At 73.4% G+C, this 17,623-nt stretch carries 11 protein-coding genes; all 11 read right to left on the bottom strand.

The window, feature by feature from the left end; translation table 11 throughout:
• Positions 1-661, bottom strand: a 661-nt coding sequence (locus OERS_RS20895; RefSeq protein ID WP_409365914.1) for a WXG100 family type VII secretion target, incomplete at its 3' end; no start/stop codon positions are given.
• Between the two features lie 148 nt (positions 662-809).
• Complete coding sequence (locus OERS_RS01645) at positions 810-1,082, bottom strand: hypothetical protein (protein WP_056649861.1); 273 nt, start codon at positions 1,080-1,082, stop codon at positions 810-812.
• Between the two features lie 119 nt (positions 1,083-1,201).
• Positions 1,202-5,653, bottom strand: a complete 4,452-nt coding sequence (locus OERS_RS01640) for an FtsK/SpoIIIE domain-containing protein (RefSeq protein WP_068623826.1) — start codon at positions 5,651-5,653, stop codon at positions 1,202-1,204.
• A 64-nt stretch (positions 5,654-5,717) separates the two neighbouring features.
• A complete protein-coding gene (locus tag OERS_RS01635) occupies positions 5,718-6,410 on the bottom strand; it encodes an FHA domain-containing protein (protein ID WP_056649855.1) in 693 nt (230 codons plus the stop codon).
• Positions 6,407-8,215: a serine/threonine-protein kinase gene (locus OERS_RS01630; RefSeq protein WP_068623824.1), complete on the bottom strand. Its 1,809-nt coding sequence runs from the start codon at positions 8,213-8,215 to the stop codon at positions 6,407-6,409. Before OERS_RS01630 ends, OERS_RS01635 begins: the two co-directional genes overlap by 4 nt.
• Complete coding sequence (locus OERS_RS01625; RefSeq protein WP_068623823.1) at positions 8,212-10,137, bottom strand: FHA domain-containing protein; 1,926 nt, start codon at positions 10,135-10,137, stop codon at positions 8,212-8,214. Before OERS_RS01625 ends, OERS_RS01630 begins: the two co-directional genes overlap by 4 nt.
• Positions 10,134-10,976, bottom strand: coding sequence for a PP2C family protein-serine/threonine phosphatase (locus OERS_RS01620; protein ID WP_068623821.1), 843 nt, complete (start codon positions 10,974-10,976; stop codon positions 10,134-10,136). Before OERS_RS01620 ends, OERS_RS01625 begins: the two co-directional genes overlap by 4 nt.
• Positions 10,973-12,634 (bottom strand): RDD family protein, encoded by a 1,662-nt coding sequence (locus OERS_RS01615; protein ID WP_068623820.1) that lies wholly within the window; start codon positions 12,632-12,634, stop codon positions 10,973-10,975. The genes OERS_RS01620 and OERS_RS01615 overlap by 4 nt, the downstream gene beginning before the upstream one ends.
• A complete protein-coding gene (locus OERS_RS01610; RefSeq protein WP_068623817.1) occupies positions 12,634-15,141 on the bottom strand; it encodes a transglutaminase-like domain-containing protein in 2,508 nt (835 codons plus the stop codon). Before OERS_RS01610 ends, OERS_RS01615 begins: the two co-directional genes overlap by 1 nt.
• Positions 15,141-16,592 carry a DUF58 domain-containing protein gene (locus OERS_RS01605; RefSeq protein WP_197487008.1) on the bottom strand — a complete coding sequence of 484 codons (1,452 nt, stop codon included), beginning with the start codon at positions 16,590-16,592 and terminating at the stop codon, positions 15,141-15,143. The genes OERS_RS01610 and OERS_RS01605 overlap by 1 nt, the downstream gene beginning before the upstream one ends.
• Positions 16,593-16,596: 4 nt before the next feature.
• Positions 16,597-17,571: an AAA family ATPase gene (locus OERS_RS01600; protein WP_068623815.1), complete on the bottom strand. Its 975-nt coding sequence runs from the start codon at positions 17,569-17,571 to the stop codon at positions 16,597-16,599.
• Between the last annotated feature and the right edge of the window lie 52 nt (positions 17,572-17,623).

Raw genomic sequence — 17,623 nt, 5'->3', positions numbered from 1 at the left:
CCCCGGCCCAGCCGGCCAGCGACCCGTCGCCGTGGAAGCCGCTCGACTCGCCGAAGGATCCGTCCATCTCCCCCTGGACCCCCAGGACTCCGGACGCGTTCGCGCTCGCCAGGTGCGCCCTGGCGTCGACAGGACGCTTGTCGTCGAGCAGCGGGCCGTCCACCTGCTCACCGTCCAGCGTGGACATCTGGTACGTGGACTGGTAGTTGCGGTGCGGGTCGAACACGCCGCTGTTGTCGACCTTCTCCCCGGCGGCACCGCCCGTCCCGCCGTGCAGCCACCACGGGGACCCCGGAGCCAGAGGGCCGGCAGGTCCGATGACCGGCCCTCCGCCAGGACCGCTCGTCGAGCCTCCACCGGGTGCCCCACCTCCCCAGCTCGTCCCGCCGGGCCCGTTGTCCTCGCTCGTGACCTCCTGATGGTCGGCGTTGCGCACGAGCGCCGTGCCTGCCTCGCGCAGCGCGTCGCGCGTCGTCGTGAGCGCAGAGGCGCACTGCGAGGACCACAGGTCGCGGAAGTGCTCGGCGTCCGGCCCCTTCCAGTCCACACTGCCCAACCGTTGCGAGATCCTCGTCCGGAGGTCGTCGAGCTCGCCCGAGGCCTCGTCGAAGCTCTTGCCGAGCGCCCGGAGCGCCGTGACGTCGGCACCGTAGAAGGCCACAGGTTCTCATCTCGCGTCGTCGGGCGTCTGCCCGAGGGTGGGGAGGGTCGGCGACGTGCCGAAGGGACGGACGAAGGGCAGACGAGAGGGCACAGGACCCGAAGATCCTGCGCCCTCTCGTCTGCCCCGTCGTCGCGCGTCCCGAGGATCAGGAGGCGTTGGAGGTGGCCTCCTGCGCGAGCGCGTTCGACTGCGCCTTGGCGCCGGCCTCGTTGAGCGCCGTGATGACGGTCTGGAGGGCCGTCACGTGCTGGCCCGACCAGTCGGAGCGGAACGCGGTGGCGTCCGGGCCGTTCCACTCGACGGAGTCCAGCTTGCCCGTGAGCTTCGACTTGATGGCGTCGACGTCCGAGGCTGCCTGGATGAGCTCGGCCGAGAGCTGCTTGACCTGCTCGACGTTGAGGCCCCAGTAGTTGCTCATGTGCTGCTCCTTCTTTCAGGGCCACCCCCTGCGGGCGACCTCGTCATGTTCTCGACACGGAGTACTCAACCATGTCGTGCCTACCCCGTACATGGGGACAGGTCCCCATCCGGGAAGAACTACTCCGGGAGGGCCATCTGCACCTTCCGGGTGCGCCCGGCCACGACGAGGAAGCCTCGCCCGGCCGGGAACTCTGCTCGGCGGATCCGTCCCAGCGACGTGCCGAGGAGGATGTCGCCGTCGGTGTCGCCGGGGGTCAGGATCAGCCCGCTCCGCCCGGCCTTGAACGGCTTGGCCAAGGTCCACGCCTGGCTCCACGTCGAGCTCTCCGACTCACCGACCACGAGCTGGTCGGTCCGGACGAGGAGCTGGACGAGCTTGTCGAGGACCGCCTCCGCGGGGGTGCCCGTGAGCTCGGTGAGGTTCTCGACCACCAGGACAAGGTCCCCGCGACCGAGCTGCCCGGCCTCTGCCTGCGCCTTGATCGACTCGACGACGGGGACGATCTCCTCGGGGCTCGTCGCGGTGGTGTCCCACACGGGCAGCGCCGAGATGGGCGTCGGACGAGGTGAGAAGAACACGATCCGGGTCCCGGGACGCGCGCGCCGGACCGCCTGCGCGATCGTCACGAGCGCGGTCGTCCGACCGCCGACGGGGGGACCGCCCAGCAGGAACGTGCCGCGCTCGGGCAGCACGACCGGGGCGATGTCGAGGTCGTCGAGGCCGATGACCGGAGCGCCGCCCACCGACGCGGGCAGCGACGAGAGCGGGATCGAGTCGGGCAGCTTCTCGATCGACGGCGCCTGGGGGACGCCGTTGCGCACCATCGCGTCACGCAGCTTGCTGATCTCCCGCGACTGGATCGAGACGTTGGCGTCCCCGCCCAGCACGGCGACCTGGACCTCGTTGCCCGCCAGGACTCCTCGACCGGGCGGCGAGGCCGGGGTCAGGACGTCGCGCGGCACCCCGACCATCAGGTAGTCGTCGGCGTTCGCGAGGCGCAGCACGAGCCTGCGCTGGATCGTGCTGCCCAGCGAGGTCGGCACGGCGCTCGGCCGGTCGCCGGTGATGATCACGTGCACGCCGACCTGGCGCCCGTCGGTCGCGAGCTGGGAGAACGCCGCCCACACGGGGAACCACGGGGTCGCCTTGAGGTCGTACTCGTCGCGGAACGCGCCGATCCCGTCGACCAGGAGCAGGATGCGCGGCTCCTGCGGCGCGCCGGCCAGGGACCGGTACTCGCCGATCGTCCCGGCGCGCACGGCCGCGTACCGCACCGACCGGTCGTCGACGATGCCGCGCAGCATCCGCAGGACGCGGGTCACGCGCTCGGCGTCGTCCCCCGCGATGACCGCGCCGACGTGCGGCAGGTCCTCGAGCATCCGCAGGCCGCTCGCCCCGCAGTCGATCGCGTAGACCTGGACCGGGCCACCACGGGCCGTGATGGCGGCCGAGACGGCGATCGACCGCAGGGCGGCGCTCTTGCCCGAGCCGCCGGTGCCGAAGATCGCCATGTTGCCGTCGCGGTCCGGCTCGTAGAAGACGGTCGGCTGCTTCTGCGACGCCGGGTCGTCGACGACGCCCAGGAGGAGCAGCTCGTCGGTGCGCGGGTTGGGCAGGAGAGCCAGGTCGTAGGTCCGGGCGAGCTCGTCGAGCCACGGCTTCCGAGGTGCCGGGACGGCCGCGTTCTGCGCCGCGCGCGCGATCGTCGCCACGGCCCGGGCGATGTCGTTCGGGCCGGGGTCGACGACCTCCTCGACGTCGGGGGCCGGGATCTCCCACGAGGTGCCCGTCCCGAAGGACATCTCCTCGACGTCGAGCCGGGGACGCTGCGGCCGGTCGGTCGTCCAGCCGCCCGCGTACCCCGTCTGGAACGGGGTGATGCGTCCGGGCCCGGTCTTGACCGCGCCTCGACCCGGGATCGACGGGTCGAAGTGCGCCGCGAGCGGGATGCCCAGGATGTCGGTCGAGTCGGCCTCGTCGGCCATGCGCAGCGCGACGCGGAGGTTCGTGTTGGCCCGCAGGTTGTCCTTGATGACGCCGGCCGGTCGCTGGGTCGCGAGGATGAGGTGCAGACCGAGCGAGCGTCCGCGCTGGGCGACGTCGACGACGCCGTCGACGAACTCCGGGACCTCGTTGACCAGGGCCGCGAACTCGTCGACGACGATCAGCAGGCTCGGCGGCGCCTCGGGGTCGCCCGTGCGCTCGAGCGAGACGAGGTCCTTGGCCTTCTTCCGGTTGAGCAGGTGCTCCCGGTACCGCAGCTCGGCACGCAGCGACGTGAGCGCCCGACGCACCAGGTGGGGCGAGAGGTCGGTCACGAGGCCCACGGTGTGCGGCAGGTTCACGCAGTCCGCGAACGCCGCCCCGCCCTTGTAGTCGACGAACAGGAACGTGACCCGGTCGGGGCTGTGCGCGGCGGCCATGCCCAGCACCCACGACTGGAGGAACTCGGACTTGCCGGCGCCGGTGGTCCCGCCGACGAGCGCGTGCGGGCCCTGGGTGCGCAGGTCGAGGTGGAGCGGCTCGGTCCCCGAGTGCCCGACGAGCGCGTGCAGGGTCGCGTCGGACTTGCGGCGCACGGGCGGCGACCCGTCGCGCACGGTCAACGAGTGGTTCTCGCGCCAGCGCTCGACCAGGGCGTCCGGGTCGCTCAGCAGCGCCTGGCCCGCGAGCGACACGAACGACACCGAGCGCGGGAGGTCCGAGTCGTCGTCGATCGGTGCGCCGACGTCCACGACGGGGGCCAGGGCACGCGCGAGCTCGTGCGCGGTCGCGAGGTCCACCTGCTCGCACGACACGGGGAAGGTGAGGCGTCCGACGCGGACCTCGCCCGACGTCGCTCCCCCGTCGCCCGTCAGGACGAACGTGCGGCACGCGGCAGGCAGCTGCTCCACGGTCGGGGCGATCCACACGACGTGCACCCCCACGTCGGCGCCTCGCTCCGCGAGGCGGGTCATGCGGGACCGGTCCACGGGAGCGTCGTCCTCGACGAGCACGACGACGGTCGGCAGCACGGGCGCCTCGAGGTCGTCGAGCTCCTTGGCGGGGTCGACGCCGCCCCGGTCCCGGGCCCGCTCGCCCAGGTCCGCACCGCGCGACTCGACCAGGTCCTCGAGCCGCGACAGGAGGGATGCGCCCGCGCCGGGGTTGTCCGCGAGGTGGTCGCCCGCGAGCGGGCTGTGCGGCGAGCCCGTGTGGGGCAGCCACTCGAGCCACTCCCAGTCGACCCGCGACCGGGGCGAGGTGAGTGCGGCGACGACCAGCTCGGCGGGCGAGTGGAGCGCGACGAGCTGGACCAGGATCCCGCGCCCCACGCCGTCGACCGTCCCGGCGGGCCCCGTGATGCCCAGGCCCCCGCTCGACCGCAGCTGAGCCACGACGGGCACGCCGTCGATGTGCGAGCACTCGGCCTGCAGCTTCTCGAGCTCCTGCCAGTAGACCGGCAGCGTGTCGTTGTTGCCCAGGTCGTCGAGCTGCACGCGCGAGACCCCTCGCCCGAGGCCGATCCGCACGCTCAGGAACGCCTGGTGCTCGGGCCGGTGGGTCCACAGCAGCGCACCGAAACGTCGTACGGCGTCCACGGTGTCCGCGACCGAGGGCGTCTCGGCGAGCCGCACGGCGCGCTCGATCGCGTGCGTCCGCTCGATGGTCTCGCGCGTTGCCGCGACCGAGACCGTGAACTGCTCGACCTGGGCCTTGAACCGTCGCTTCGCCTGGACCTTCTGGTCGACGTAGTTGCCGATCATCAGGATGGGGCTCAGCGCGATGAAGACGACCGACATGAAGTCCTTGCGGACCATCCACAGGACGACTCCCATGACCAGCGGGGCGGCCATGGCCAGCCACGGGAAGCGCGCGGGCTGGAGCGGCTGCGGCGGCTTGGGGGCCTTGAGCGTGCGCTCCGGGAAGCGCGCGACGACGCGCGGCGAACGGTTGAACTCGACGATGGGGCTCGTCGGGGCGAGGCTGCCGCTGCGCTGCAGCGCCACGACCGCGATGACCGAGCCGCCGACGTCGACCGTGTCGGCCGACGTGAGGGTCGCGCGCGCCATGCGCTCCCCGCCCATGACGAGGCCGTTGGCAGAGTTGGTGTCGACGATCTCGATCGACTCCCCGACCGTCAGTCGCGCGTGCCGCTTGGACACGAGCGGGTCGTCGAGACGGACGTCCATGTCGCGGTCGCGACCGAGGTAGCTCGTGCCGACGGGCAGCGGGAACTCCCTGCCTGCGTCGGGTCCCGAGAGCACGCGCAGGACGGCGGCGGCCGGCCCCCGGTCCTGGCCGGGTGCCTCGAACTGCTCGGAGACCCGGACGATCGAGACGGTGGCACCCGACCGGAGGCCCGCCTCGATCAGGTCGCTCGTCGGTGACAGGACCCGGCCCTGGGACGCGCTCGACGCGTCGTCGACCTGGAGCGTGAGCCGGTCCGGGGCCGCGGCCCCGGCGCGCACGGGGTCGCCCGAGTAGAGTGCCTCGGCGATGTCGCGCACGGTCGCCGTGGCGTCGGCCGTGACCGCGACGTTCGTCAGGGTCGAGTCCGGGCGGTGCAGGGTCAGCTTGATGCGCACAGGAGAGGTCCTCGGTCAGACCGGCGCGAGCGCCGGGACGGTCGGGGGGAACGTGTCCCGGTGGTCAGTCGCTCGGCAGGTCGAGCAGGGCGAGGTCGTCGGAGGTCACGAGCCGCGACGCGACCGCGTACTCGACGAGACGCGCGCGCCGGTTCGTGGCGAGCGCGCCCGGACCTCCGCGCAGGCCTTTGACCCCGATCCGGTCGAGCTTGTCGCACACGTTGTCGAGCTTGCGGTTGAAGCGCGTCGTGGCCCACCCGAGCCGACGCGCGGCGTCCGCGGAGGTCGGGATCTCCGAGAGCCCCGTCCCGTCCCGGCGGAGCATGGGCTCGGCGAGCGCGACCATGAGCTGCTTCTGGCTGACGGTGAAGCTCGTCATGCCGATCGTGGTCGCGCCGTCGGCGGGCTCCTCCGAACGGATCTCCTGGTACGGCGCCCCCGCGAGCTGGACCATGACCTCGTAGGTCGTGGGGCCCGCGGTGAAGACGATCGAGGTCGAGGCGAAGACGAGCGGGAGCCGGTTGCCCGGTGAGAGCCAGGACTGCACTCCCCCGCCCGCGTCGCAGATGGTCGCGGAGATGAGGGAGCCCACGTTCGCGAGCCACCAGATGCCGTTCTCGTGCGTGATCCGCAGGAAGCGCCGGTGCAGGTAGGGGTTGTCCTCGATCTCGAGGTCGCCGTCTCGCCCGATGTCGAACTCCTCCCCGGGCACGGGGCGGAACCACTCGCCGCAGAACTCGATCGCGAGGTCGCTCATTCCGGCTCGCACTTCGTGAAGGGCTTGGACGGTCTTCCGTCACGCTTGACCGTGATCTCGATGCAGACCTTCTCGCCCTTCGCCGCCTCGTACCGCACCACGTTGAAGGACACCTCCTCGGGCTTCTCGTCGGCCGTCGGGTCCTCGACCCGACGGATCGAGAACATGTCGCCGTCCTGCCATCCCTCGGGGTACTCGATCTTGAAGGCCACCTGGCCCAGGTCGTCCATGTACCCGGACGTCACGGTCGTGACGGGCTGCACGATGTCGCCGAGGTTGTCGTTCGGGAGATCGCCCGTGTCCCCCGTGTCTCCCGTCTCCGTGCCGTCGACGCTCGGCCGGTCGGTGTCCGCGTCCGCCGAGCCGCCGCCGGGCGGGTTGAGGAGCACGAAGATCCCGATCACCACGAGCACGAGGACGCCTGCGGCGACCAGGAGCGGCCAGACCTGCCGCTTGGGCGCGGGGGCCGTGGCCGGCCCGGGGTCCAGGGGCGCCTCGACGCCGACGCGGTGCACGGTGTCGTCCACGGGCGGACCCCAGGCCCCCGTGTGCTGCTGGGCGCCACCCGGCGCGGGCCGCTGCGGGACGAACCCCCCGCCCGACGGCGGCACGTGGGTCGGGAGCGCGGGCGCGTGCTGGTAGGGGGTCGGCTGTGCGGGGGCCTGCGGTGCCGCGACGGAACCCACCGGGGTGCCGTACGTGGTCGGTGTCCCGGTCGCGACCTGCGCGCGGCCGCTCGAGGTCACGGGCGCGTAGGGAAGCTGCGACGGGTCCTGCCGGTAGACGGGGGTCGTCCCGTTCGTCGTGGTGCGGCCCCCCGTCGACGGGGAGGAGCCGGAGGTGCCGCCCGGAACCCCGCGCGGGTCGATCGAGACGATCGCGCGCAGCCGCGTGCCGCCGTCGTCGTCGGGCTCCTCCTCCTGCGTCAGGCCCGAGTCGTCGAGGACGTCGATCGGCGTGACGGCGTACGAGAGCTCGTTCTGGACCTGCTGGAGCGCCCGCGCGAACGCGAGCATGCTCGGGTAGCGCGACGCGGGGTTCTTGGCCATCGCCGTACCGAGCACGCGCTCGAGCGACGGCGGGACGTCGGTGCGTCCGGTGGGCAGCAGCGGCGTCGACTCGATGCGCGTGATGAGGCTCGCGCTCGAGTTGGACCCGCCGGGGAGCTCGAACGGCGCCCGCCCGGCCAGCAGGGTGTAGGTCGTGGCGGCCAGCGCCCAGACGTCGGTCTCCTTGCCCGCCCACGGGTTCTCGGCGAACGACTCGGGGGGCGACCACGGGATGGACATGCCCTCGGCCCTGGACGCGTCGTCGAGCGTCGAGGAGATGCCGAAGTCCGTGAGCGCAGGGTGCCCGTACTCGGTGACCAGGATGTTCGCGGGCTTGATGTCGCGGTGCAGGATCCCGGCCCGGTGGGCCGTCTCGACCGCACCGGCGATCTGGACCGCGATACGCAGGACCTCGGCCACGCTGAGGCGCTCGGTCCGGTAGCGCGCGCCGAGGTTTGGCCGCGAGCAGTACTCCATCGCGAGGTAGGGGCGTCCGTCGGACGCGACGCTCGCCTCGTACATGGTGACGATCGACGGGTGCGTCGACAGCGTCGCCATGAGGTCGGCCTCGACGTCGAACGCGGCGCGCTGCGACTCGCTCGACCACTCGTGCAGCAGGACCTTGACCGCGACGCGACGCCGCGGCCGCTGCTGCTGGTACAGGAAGACGTCGGAGAAGCCGCCGGACCCCACGACCGAGACGTACTCGTACCCGTCGATCAGTGGCGGCGCCGACGGGGCGCGCTTCGAGCTCATAGCAGTCCTTCGAAGACGAACGTCACGCCGTCACCGACGTCGACGACGTCTCCGGACGCGACCATCATGGGCTCGCCGGGGTGCAGGCGGCGCGGCGGCTGGCCGGGTCGCAGGACCGTGGTGCCGTTGGTCGTGTTGAGGTCGCACACCAGGACGTGCCAGCCCTCGAGCTGGACCTCGACGTGCGAGCGCGAGATGTCCTGCTCGGGGCTGGGGACGGCCACGAGCCGGGGCAGGTCGTTGCTCTGCGCGCGCGTGGTCCGGGGCCTGCGCCCCAGGACCACGGGACGGTCGAGCTCGACGACCTGACCGTTGGACAGCGTGAAGTGGCCGAGCGAGGGTCGGGTGACCAGGTGGGCGTCGCCGTCGAGCGCTGCGCCGCAGCGACCGCACGTGTCACGCGACGCAGGGTTGGCGTGCTCCTCGCGGCACACGCGCGCGAGGATCTGCTGCGATCCGGGAGCGGGCGGCGGCGAGAAGGTCGGCCCTGCCCCCGCCGGCGGCGCGGGAGGCGCCTCCGGAGCCGGGATCGGGGCGGGGAGCGGAGGCGCCCCCGCACCGCCGACCTGGGCCCGGAGATCCGCGATGACCGACGAGAAGACCGTGTGCCCGTCGTGGTCGTCGGCCTCCGCAGCGAGGCTCGGGGTCGGTGCAGCCACGCTCGGCTCGTGCGCGACGTCGACGTCGAAGGCGCGGGCCGCGGCGGCCGGTGTGGCCCCGGTCCACTCGCGCGGGATGCCGGCGATCATGCCGGCCTCGTCCTCGGGCTCGTCGTCGGACGACGGCGCGGAGCCTGCCGGCGTACCGGGTGAGGGGGCGACGAGCGGCGCGGAGGCCGTGGGGGCGCTCGCGCCCTCGTCCTGACCGTCCTCGTCGACCCGGATCGCAGCGTCCTCGACCGTCCGCAGGACGGTCGACTCCCAGAGGTGGCCGTACCCCGTCTCCGCCTCGGTCGGAGGCGCGGGCACGGGGCCGACGCCGGACGACGCACCGTCCGACAGGGCAGGGCTCTCGACCGCTGCAGCCGGTCGCTCGACGTCGGGCGCGACCGTGGCGTCGGGCGCGATCGTGAGCTCCGGCGCGATAGTGGCCTCGGGCGCGATGGTCTCCTCGGACGCCTCGACCTGGTCACGGTCGACCGCCGCTCCCGGGCCGTGCCCCAGCGGGTCCACGAGAGCGGGCGTGACCAGCGCGTCCGGCAGGGCCTCGTCCGTCCCGAGGACCTCGTCGCCCTGCCCGTCGCCCTCGAGGGGAGCTTCGATCAGCACCGCCCGGCCCACGGGCACCGCGTCCGCCGACGACGGCTCGGCCGCAGGAGCGGCAGTCGGCGGCCCCCAGGCGAGCGCGTCGAGCGACGGGGGCGCGGGAACGCGCGCCGGAGCGTCGGCGGCCTCGGTGGGCTCCGCCGTCGAGCGCTCGGCGCCCTGGGCCACCGGAACCTCCACGAGGTCCTGCACGATCCTGGACGCCAGCACGACGCCCTCCCGCAGGGGCAGCCCGACCAGTGCGACCTGGCCCGCCGCGGCCTCGAGGTCCGTCACCGGGTCGACGCCGAGCTGCACCGAGACCACCTCGACGCCTTCCACGGAGCGCTCGGACCACGTCGAGACGTCGTCGCCGTCCACATGGACGCTCTCGGACGGGGTGCGCAGGGTGACCGAGACGTCACCGCGCACCGCGACCTGCACGCGCTGCCCGGAGACCACGGCGACCGCGAACGACGGCATGGTGCGCAGCGTGGCGCCCAGGACGACGGTCAGCAGCTGGATGACCTCGATGACCTCGGTCTCCGCGTCGCCCGACGCGTCGAGCCGCTCCCACAGGGCCCGCACGAGCTCGCTCGTCGCGCCGTCGGGCAGGACGACGATCGCCCCGCCCCGGACGAACCCGAACGCGCTCCCCGTGTCGTAGCGCAGTCTCACGACCTGTCCCCCATCTGCAAGTGGATCTCGCGCGGCAAGGTGTCCTCGTCGGTGTAGCCCAGGGCGTCCCGGGGGGTCGTGGACCCGTCGCTGGTGTCCTGCCACGCCCCGGTCGCGTCGACGACGACCACGGTGATGTTATCGCGGCCACCAGCGACGATGGCCTCGTTGACCAGCAGGTCGGCCGCGCTCTGGGGGTCGGGCTGCGCCAGGAGGATCTCGGCGATCCGTTCGTCCGACAGCTCGCCCGTCAGGCCGTCGGAGCACACGAGCATGCGGTCCCTCGGCTCGATGGGGATCCAGCAGAAGTCCGGCTCGGGCGGGAGCGCGGCCCCGACGGCCCGCGTCACGACGTGGCGTCGCGGGTGCGTGAGCGCCTGGGTCGGGGTGAGCAGGCCGGCGTCCACCATCTCCTGGACCTCCGAGTGGTCGACGCTGAGCTGCTCGAGGACACCGTGCGACATCTGGTACGTCCGCGAGTCGCCGATGTTCACCACGAGCCAGTACGGGACGCCCTCCTGCTCGGCGACCACGACTCCCGTGACGGTCGTCCCGGCTCCCCGACCCGGTTCGGTGCTGATCGACCGCACGTCGTGCTGGGCTACGCCCAACCGTTCACGGACGTCCTCAGGGCCTACGGTGCCGAGCGCCCCGAGCGGCCGCAGCGCGTCGATCGCCGCGGCGCTCGCGACCTCGCCCGCGTCGTGCCCGCCCATGCCGTCAGCCACGAAGAAGACCGACCGGTCCGCGAGGAAGCGGTCCTCGTTGAGGAGCCGGCGGGCCCCGCGGTGAGAGCTCGCCCCCCAGGCCAGGTGCACCCCGGTCGTGCTCGCGCTCACGCGGCACCACCCGGGTGGACCGTGAGTCGGCGGTCGCCGACCTGGACCACGGACCCCACGGTCACGGCGACGCGGACGCCGGCCTCGAGCACCTGAGGGGCGCCACCGGGGCGCGTCAGGATGGTGCCGTTCGTCGAACCGCGGTCGACGAGCCAGAGCCCGTCCGCGTCGACGCCCATCTCGGCATGCGTCTTGGAGACCGAGCGGGTCGGGTCCTCGACGGCGACCAGGACCACGGAGCCCTCCCCGGTCGACTGCGGGTTGCGTCCGATCAGCGCCGTGCCCGTCACGGTGACCCGACGGCCCGACTCGAGCTCGAGCACGAACCCGGCCGGGGCGTCCCGCCGGACGTCGCTCACGCTGAACCGCGTGCTGTCCCAGTCGGGATCCTCGTCGGTGGCCGCAGCGTTCGCCACCGGGGCGACGGGTGCGGCAGGCGCCTGCTGGGGCGGAGCGGAGGGCGCGGCGTAGGTCACGGGGGGCTGCGCCGTCGGGCCGGGAAGTCCCCCGCCCGACGACGGAGCCTCCGCGGGAGCGGAGGGCGCCACCTGGGCGGAGGGCCCCCCGGGCACCGAGGCGCCGGGTGCTCCTGGGACCCCCGTGATCAGGCCGTCCTGGGCGCCCGCCTGGGGCGCCGGAGCCGCGCTGAACGCCCACGGGTCGTGCGCGACCGGGACCTGCTGCGGGGCACCGGGATATCCGGGCGCGACCGGGGCCGCGTAGCCCGCGGGCGGGGCCGACGAGTACTGGACCGGCGTCGCGGCCGGGGCCGCGTACCCCGTGGGCGGGGCCGCGAAGGCACCCGTCGGGGGCATCGCCGCGAACGGCTCCGCGGGTGCGTGCGGCCCCCCGGACGCGGACGGCGTCACCGCCCGGACGTCGAGGACCACGGCCTTGGCCGCCTTGTCGTGCCAGCCCTGCCCGCGGCCGGACTTGTCGAAGGCCGGGGAGAGCGCCACGAGGAGCTCTCCGACGCCGCACGCGATCGCCCCGAGCCCGATCACGATCCACCGCAGCGCGGCGCGGCCGAAGCCCAGGGGCGAGCGGTCCTCGGCCCGGACCGTGCGCAGCCCCAGCAGGAGGTTGCCGATCGTGCGGCCCGTGCGCCCCTCCCAGAACCAGATCCCGAGCCAGTAGACGAGCCCCAGCGCGCCGGTCACGGCCCACAGGATCGTCACGCTCCCGAGCAGCTCCTCCGCCTGGGCCTGCGTCGCCACGGTCATGCCCCCCGTGAGCGGCACGCCGAGGGCGGCCAGCCCACCGAGCACGACTCCCCCGGCGACGAGCCCGATCACCGCGCAGTCGACGAGGAACGCGACGAAGCGGCGTCCGACGCCCGCGACAGGGGCCGTGCGCCCTCCGGTCGACCAGGACACGGAGGACTCCGGGGACACGGCGGGCCCGCCCGAAGCCCCGGGAGCCCCCGGCTGCCCGGGACCTGCTAGGAGGCCGTACGCACGCTGGGTCATGGCCGCGACCTCGCGCTCGGTCGTGACCCCGAGGACGGGCTCCGACACGGGGTCCGGCACCGGGTCCGGTGAGAGGCCCGCCGCGTACGGGCTGCCGGTGCGCGGGAACCTGGTCCCGCAGACCGCGCAGAACGCGGAGCCTGCGGCCTGCGTCGTGCCGCAGGCGCTGCAGGTCGTCGTCTCGGACATCACTTGTCTCCTGGCTTGGTGACGGGACCCGCCGCCGGCGTGCGCGCCGACCGGACGGACTGTCGAGCCCGACGGAACCTGGCAGGCAGCCAGGACCTCCGTGCGCCCCGCAGGGATCGTAGCGACACCGCGGCGCGAAGTCGCTGCCTGCGCGGCAGGGTGGACCGCATACCGGTCAGCACGGCGTCCACCTCGGACCAGAACGACTCGACCTCCTGCGGGCTCGGGTCCCCGGTCCCGAAGACCTGGGCATCGGCCGTCCGGGCGAGCGTGACGGTCGGTGCCGCGGCCGCCGGGAACGACTCGGACAGGGCTCCCGCGCCCTCACGGCGCGTCGCGCCGCCCGCGACGGGCGCTCCCAGGTCCGTGGCGGCGTCGAGCACCTCGCGCCAGCCACCGCTGATCCGGTCGACGGGCCGCTCGGCCTCGCGACGCCTCTTCCTGCGCCGTGACTTGAAGGCCACGATCAGGAGCAGCGGGAGGGCGAGCAGGATCAACGGCACCGCGACCGCGACCGCGACGAGCGCGGCCTGGCCCCAGTCGAACCCGGACGACTCGGCGTCGTCCTTCTTCTCCTCGTCGTCGACCGTGCCGGCCTCGGCGTCCGCGGGCTCCTCGGGCGGCTCCGGGTCCTCGAGGACCGGGGGCTTGGGCACCTGGTCGCTCTTGGGCTCGGGCTCGATCTTGTTGTCCTCCTCCGGGATCGCGTCGACCGGCACCCACCCGTAGCCCTCGAACGGCACCTCGACCCAGGCGTGGACGTCGGCGCCCGTGGCCACGAACGGCGTGCCCTCCTCCCAGGTCTCGGGCGGGTAGAAGCCCATGACGACGCGCGCCGGGATCCCGGCGGACTGCGCCATCAGGGCGAGCGCGACAGCGAACTGCTCGTCGTCGCCGATCATCTCGTCGTCGGCGAGCAGCGTGTCGATGCGCTCGGCCGAGTGACCCGGGCGCGAGGGGAGCTGCGTCTCGAGACCGCTCGAGAAGATGCCGCTCGCGACGAGACCGTTCTTCAGGTTCTCGAGCTGGACGACGGGGTCGGTCTCCTCGGCCATGAACTGCGCGGCCTTGCCCGCGACCGAGTCGGGGACGTTGATCGAGCGCGGGAGCTTCTCGTCGAGGATGCGCGAGGACTGCAGGTCCTCGGCCGACGGGGCGGGCGCGACGATCGCGTCGAGGCGGAACGAGTCGCCCGGGCGCAACCCCGCCGTCACGACCCCGGTCGCCGTGGTCGAGTTGTAGTAGGTGGTCGAGCCCAGGTCCTCGGCCCGCTCGCCCTGGTAGACGATGCCCGCGAGCGAGCCGACGTCGGGCACCCACACGCCCCGGTAGTCACCGATCGTGACCGTGAGGTCGGTCGGCGTGCCCTTGGCGACCGTGGCGATCTGGTCACCGGCCCGCGTGAAGACCCCCGACCCGGAACCGGCCCCGCCGCTCGAGACGTCGTAGACGACGCCGTTGTACGCGTCGAGCGTCGCGAGGCGGACACGGGCGCCCGTGGGCAGGCCCTCGACGGTGAACAGCTCGTCCTCGGTCATCTCCTTGGCGTACTTGCGGAACGACGCGAGCGGGCTGACGTACTCGTGCAGGTCGAGCGGCGGGACGACGTTCTCGCGCAGGACCATGCGCTCGGTGTCGGGGGTCAGCACGGGGACCAGCAGGACGGCCGCGACCCCGCCGAGGGCGAGCATCGCGGCGCCGCCACGGGCGCGGTGCCAGCGCAGGCGACGGGTCGCCGCGAGGCTCGCCTCGGTCGTGACCTGGTGCTCCCCGAGCCGTGCCTCGGTCGCGCGCCAGGCGCCCCACAGGAGGCCGACGACGACCAGGACCAGGCCCTGGACCACGGGCAGCGCGGGTTCGACCGTGCCCACGAGGATCACCGCGACGAACGTCAGCGCGACGGGGACGAGCGCCCACTGGGCGTCACGGGCCCGCCATGCGATGGTGCCCGCGACGATGGCGGCGATGAAGAGCAGGAGGAACGGGACTCCACCGAGCTCCGGGAACGACTGGAGGGGTGGGACCGAGGTGACGATCTCCTTCCAGCCCGTCACCGCGCCGAGCAGCAGGCCGCGGAACGTGTCGAGGGTCGGCAGGACGCCGGCGACCGTGGTGCCGGGCAGCGCGAACGGCCCGCCGAGCAGCACGTAGACGAGGACGGCGGCGGCCGCGACGCCGAGGGTTCCCCAGCGGCGCCAGGCGCCGAGCCAGGCGACGCCGAGGCCCAGGACCATGCCGCCGACGGCGGGCAGCAGGTAGGCGGTCGAGCCCCACGCCGGGCCGAACCCGACGATCGCCGCGCCCAGCATCACGACGAGCGCGAGCGCGTCGAGGGCGCCCGAGCCCGTGAGCGCCCTCGGGGCGCTCGTGCCACGCGGGGCCCGGGACGTCGTCCCGTTCGAGCGGGTACCCGTCGCGGTCGAGCCCGTGGTGTGGCCCGCGGGCCTGCCCTGCCAGGACGTGCTGCCGGGACCGGCCACCCGACCCCGGGTGTCGTTCTGGGACATCAGTCGTTCAGCCTCCGCAGTGCGAGGGGAAGGTCGCCCAGCTCCCCGATGGTGAGCACGACGAGCTCGGCGATCCGGTGGCGGCTGACCTTGGCGCCCGGGACGCACTGGATCGCCATGACCCGGACGTCCTGCGGCAGGCGGGCCGAGGCCGCGCGCAGCTCCGTGGGCGTGACCGAGCTGCCGACCACGAGCGCGACGACCGAGGCGTCGGTGACGCTCGCCGTCGCGACGCGCGCGACGTCGACGAGGCTCGTGCGCAGCTCACGGGTCTCGACGCGGGCGAGGTCGTCGAGCAGGCGCACACGGTTGTCGCCGCGCAGGCTGCCGTCGTTGACGAGGACCGTGAGTCCACGGTCCTCCTTGATGGCCTGGAGGCCGAGCGAGCCGCACGAGCTGACCGCGAGCTCGAACTCGTCGGGGTGGCCGTAGTCCTCGGTGCGCGTGGACAGGATCACCGCGAGGTGCGAGCGCCGCGTCTCCTCGAACTGACGGACCATGAGCTGCCCCGTGCGGGCCGTCGTCTTCCAGTGGATGTGGCGACGGTCGTCGCCCGGGACGTAGTCGCGCAGCGCGTGGAACGACACGTCCGAGTTGGAGATGTCCTGCGTCACGCGACCTTCGAGGTCGCGCAGGAAGCCCGTCGAGGAGCCCGAGAGGTTCTTGGTGCGCGGGTGGACGAACAGCTCCTCGGGATCCGTCCAGACCACCTCGCGACGCAGCAGGCCCAACGGGTCGGCGCGGACCGAGCGCACGGGGCCCACGGGGATGACCGAGCGGCGGTGCGTCGGGATCGTGAAGATCTCCTCGTGGCTCGCCCCGGTGCGCAGACGCGGGACCGGGAACGAGGCCACGCCCGCGCCCACGGGCAGCTCCATCACGGCGGGCAGGAGCGGACGCGGAGACTGGTTGCTCACCTCGAGCCGACCGACCGCGCGGTCACCGACCGTGACGCGCTGCTGCCCGAGGTCCAGGTCGACCGTGTACTTGAACGTCCCGCGCACGAACGCGACGGCCGCGAGGAGCGCGACCGTCAGGACGACCGCGACCACGATCAGCTCGACCCACGAGAACAGCAGCCCGGCCCACCACGCCGCGACCGTCCCGACCAGGACGGCCCAGCCGAACGGGCTCACGACCGAGGCCACGGGCGCGATCGCCTCCGCGACGGGCGTCGTCACGGGCGCGAGGAGACGGCGCAGGCGCGTCGCCAGGCCGCCACCGCTGCCCGACGGCGTCGCGCGCCCCGGGCGTGCGGGTGCGGCGCCGCCCGTGGTCGGGCGGGCCGGACGGCTCCACGGAGTCCGGGCGCGTCGGGGAGACCCGGTCGGCGCGGCCGGCGAGTCGGGGGCGCCGGGCGCACCCGTGGTGCTCGGGGCACCCTGGGGCGCCCGCCCGGGTGCGGGGTCTGGAGTACCGCCTGCGGCGACGGAGGTCTCGGTCGTGGTCATCAGGTCAGGCCGACCGGCGTTCCTGCGGCGCCGCGACGTCGGCCAGGAGGCGCGCGAGCACGCCCTCGTTGGTCGCCCCGGCGAACTCGGCCTCGGGGTCGAGCACGAGACGGTGCGCCCAGGCGGGCTGTGCGAGCTCCTTGATGTCGTCCGGCAGGACGTAGTTGCGACCGTGCGCCGCTGCCCACACCTTGGCGCACCGGACGAGGGCGAGCGCCCCACGCACCGAGACCCCGACACGGCACTCGGCCGCGTTGCGGGTCTCCTCGGCGAGGCGCGAGATGTACTCGAGCACGGCGCCGTCGACGTGGACGCCCGCGGCGAGGTCGGCCATCTCGGCGACGGCCTGCGTGGTGATGAGCGCCTGGAGGGTCGCGCTGCGGTCACGCACCGAGGCACCCTGCAGGATCTCGACCGTGGCCGCGTGGTCCGGGTACCCGAGCGAGGTCTTCATGAGGAAGCGGTCGAGCTGCGCCTCGGGCAGGCGGTAGGTGCCGGCCTGCTCGATCGGGTTCTGGGTCGCGATGACCATGAACGGCCGGCCCACCGAGTGGGTCACGCCGTCGACCGTGATCTGCCCCTCCTCCATGACCTCCAGGAGCGCGGACTGCGTCTTGGGCGAGGCACGGTTGATCTCGTCCGCGAGGACGATCGACGCGAAGATCGGGCCCTGGTGGAACTCGAACTTGGCGGTCTTCTGGTCGTAGATCGTCACGCCCGTGACGTCGGAGGGCAGCAGGTCGGGCGTGAACTGGATGCGGTTCTGCGTGCCCTGGACGCTCGCGGCCAGCGCGCGCGCCAGCGAGGTCTTGCCCGTGCCGGGGGCGTCCTCGAGGAGGATGTGCCCCTCGGAGAGCATGCACGTGAGGACCAGGCGCACGACGTGCGGCTTGCCCAGCACGGCCTGGCCCACGTTGGCGACCAGACGGTCGAAGGTCTGAGCGAACCAGGCGGCCTGCTCGGGGGTCATGGTGGTCATCGGGAGGTTCCTCGTGGTCTCGGTCGTGCTGTCGGTAGGGCGCAGGTCCTGC

The organism is Oerskovia enterophila, assembly GCF_001692445.1.
Lineage (GTDB): Bacteria > Actinomycetota > Actinomycetes > Actinomycetales > Cellulomonadaceae > Oerskovia > Oerskovia enterophila.
This window is presented reverse-complemented; position numbering and strand designations above follow the sequence as displayed.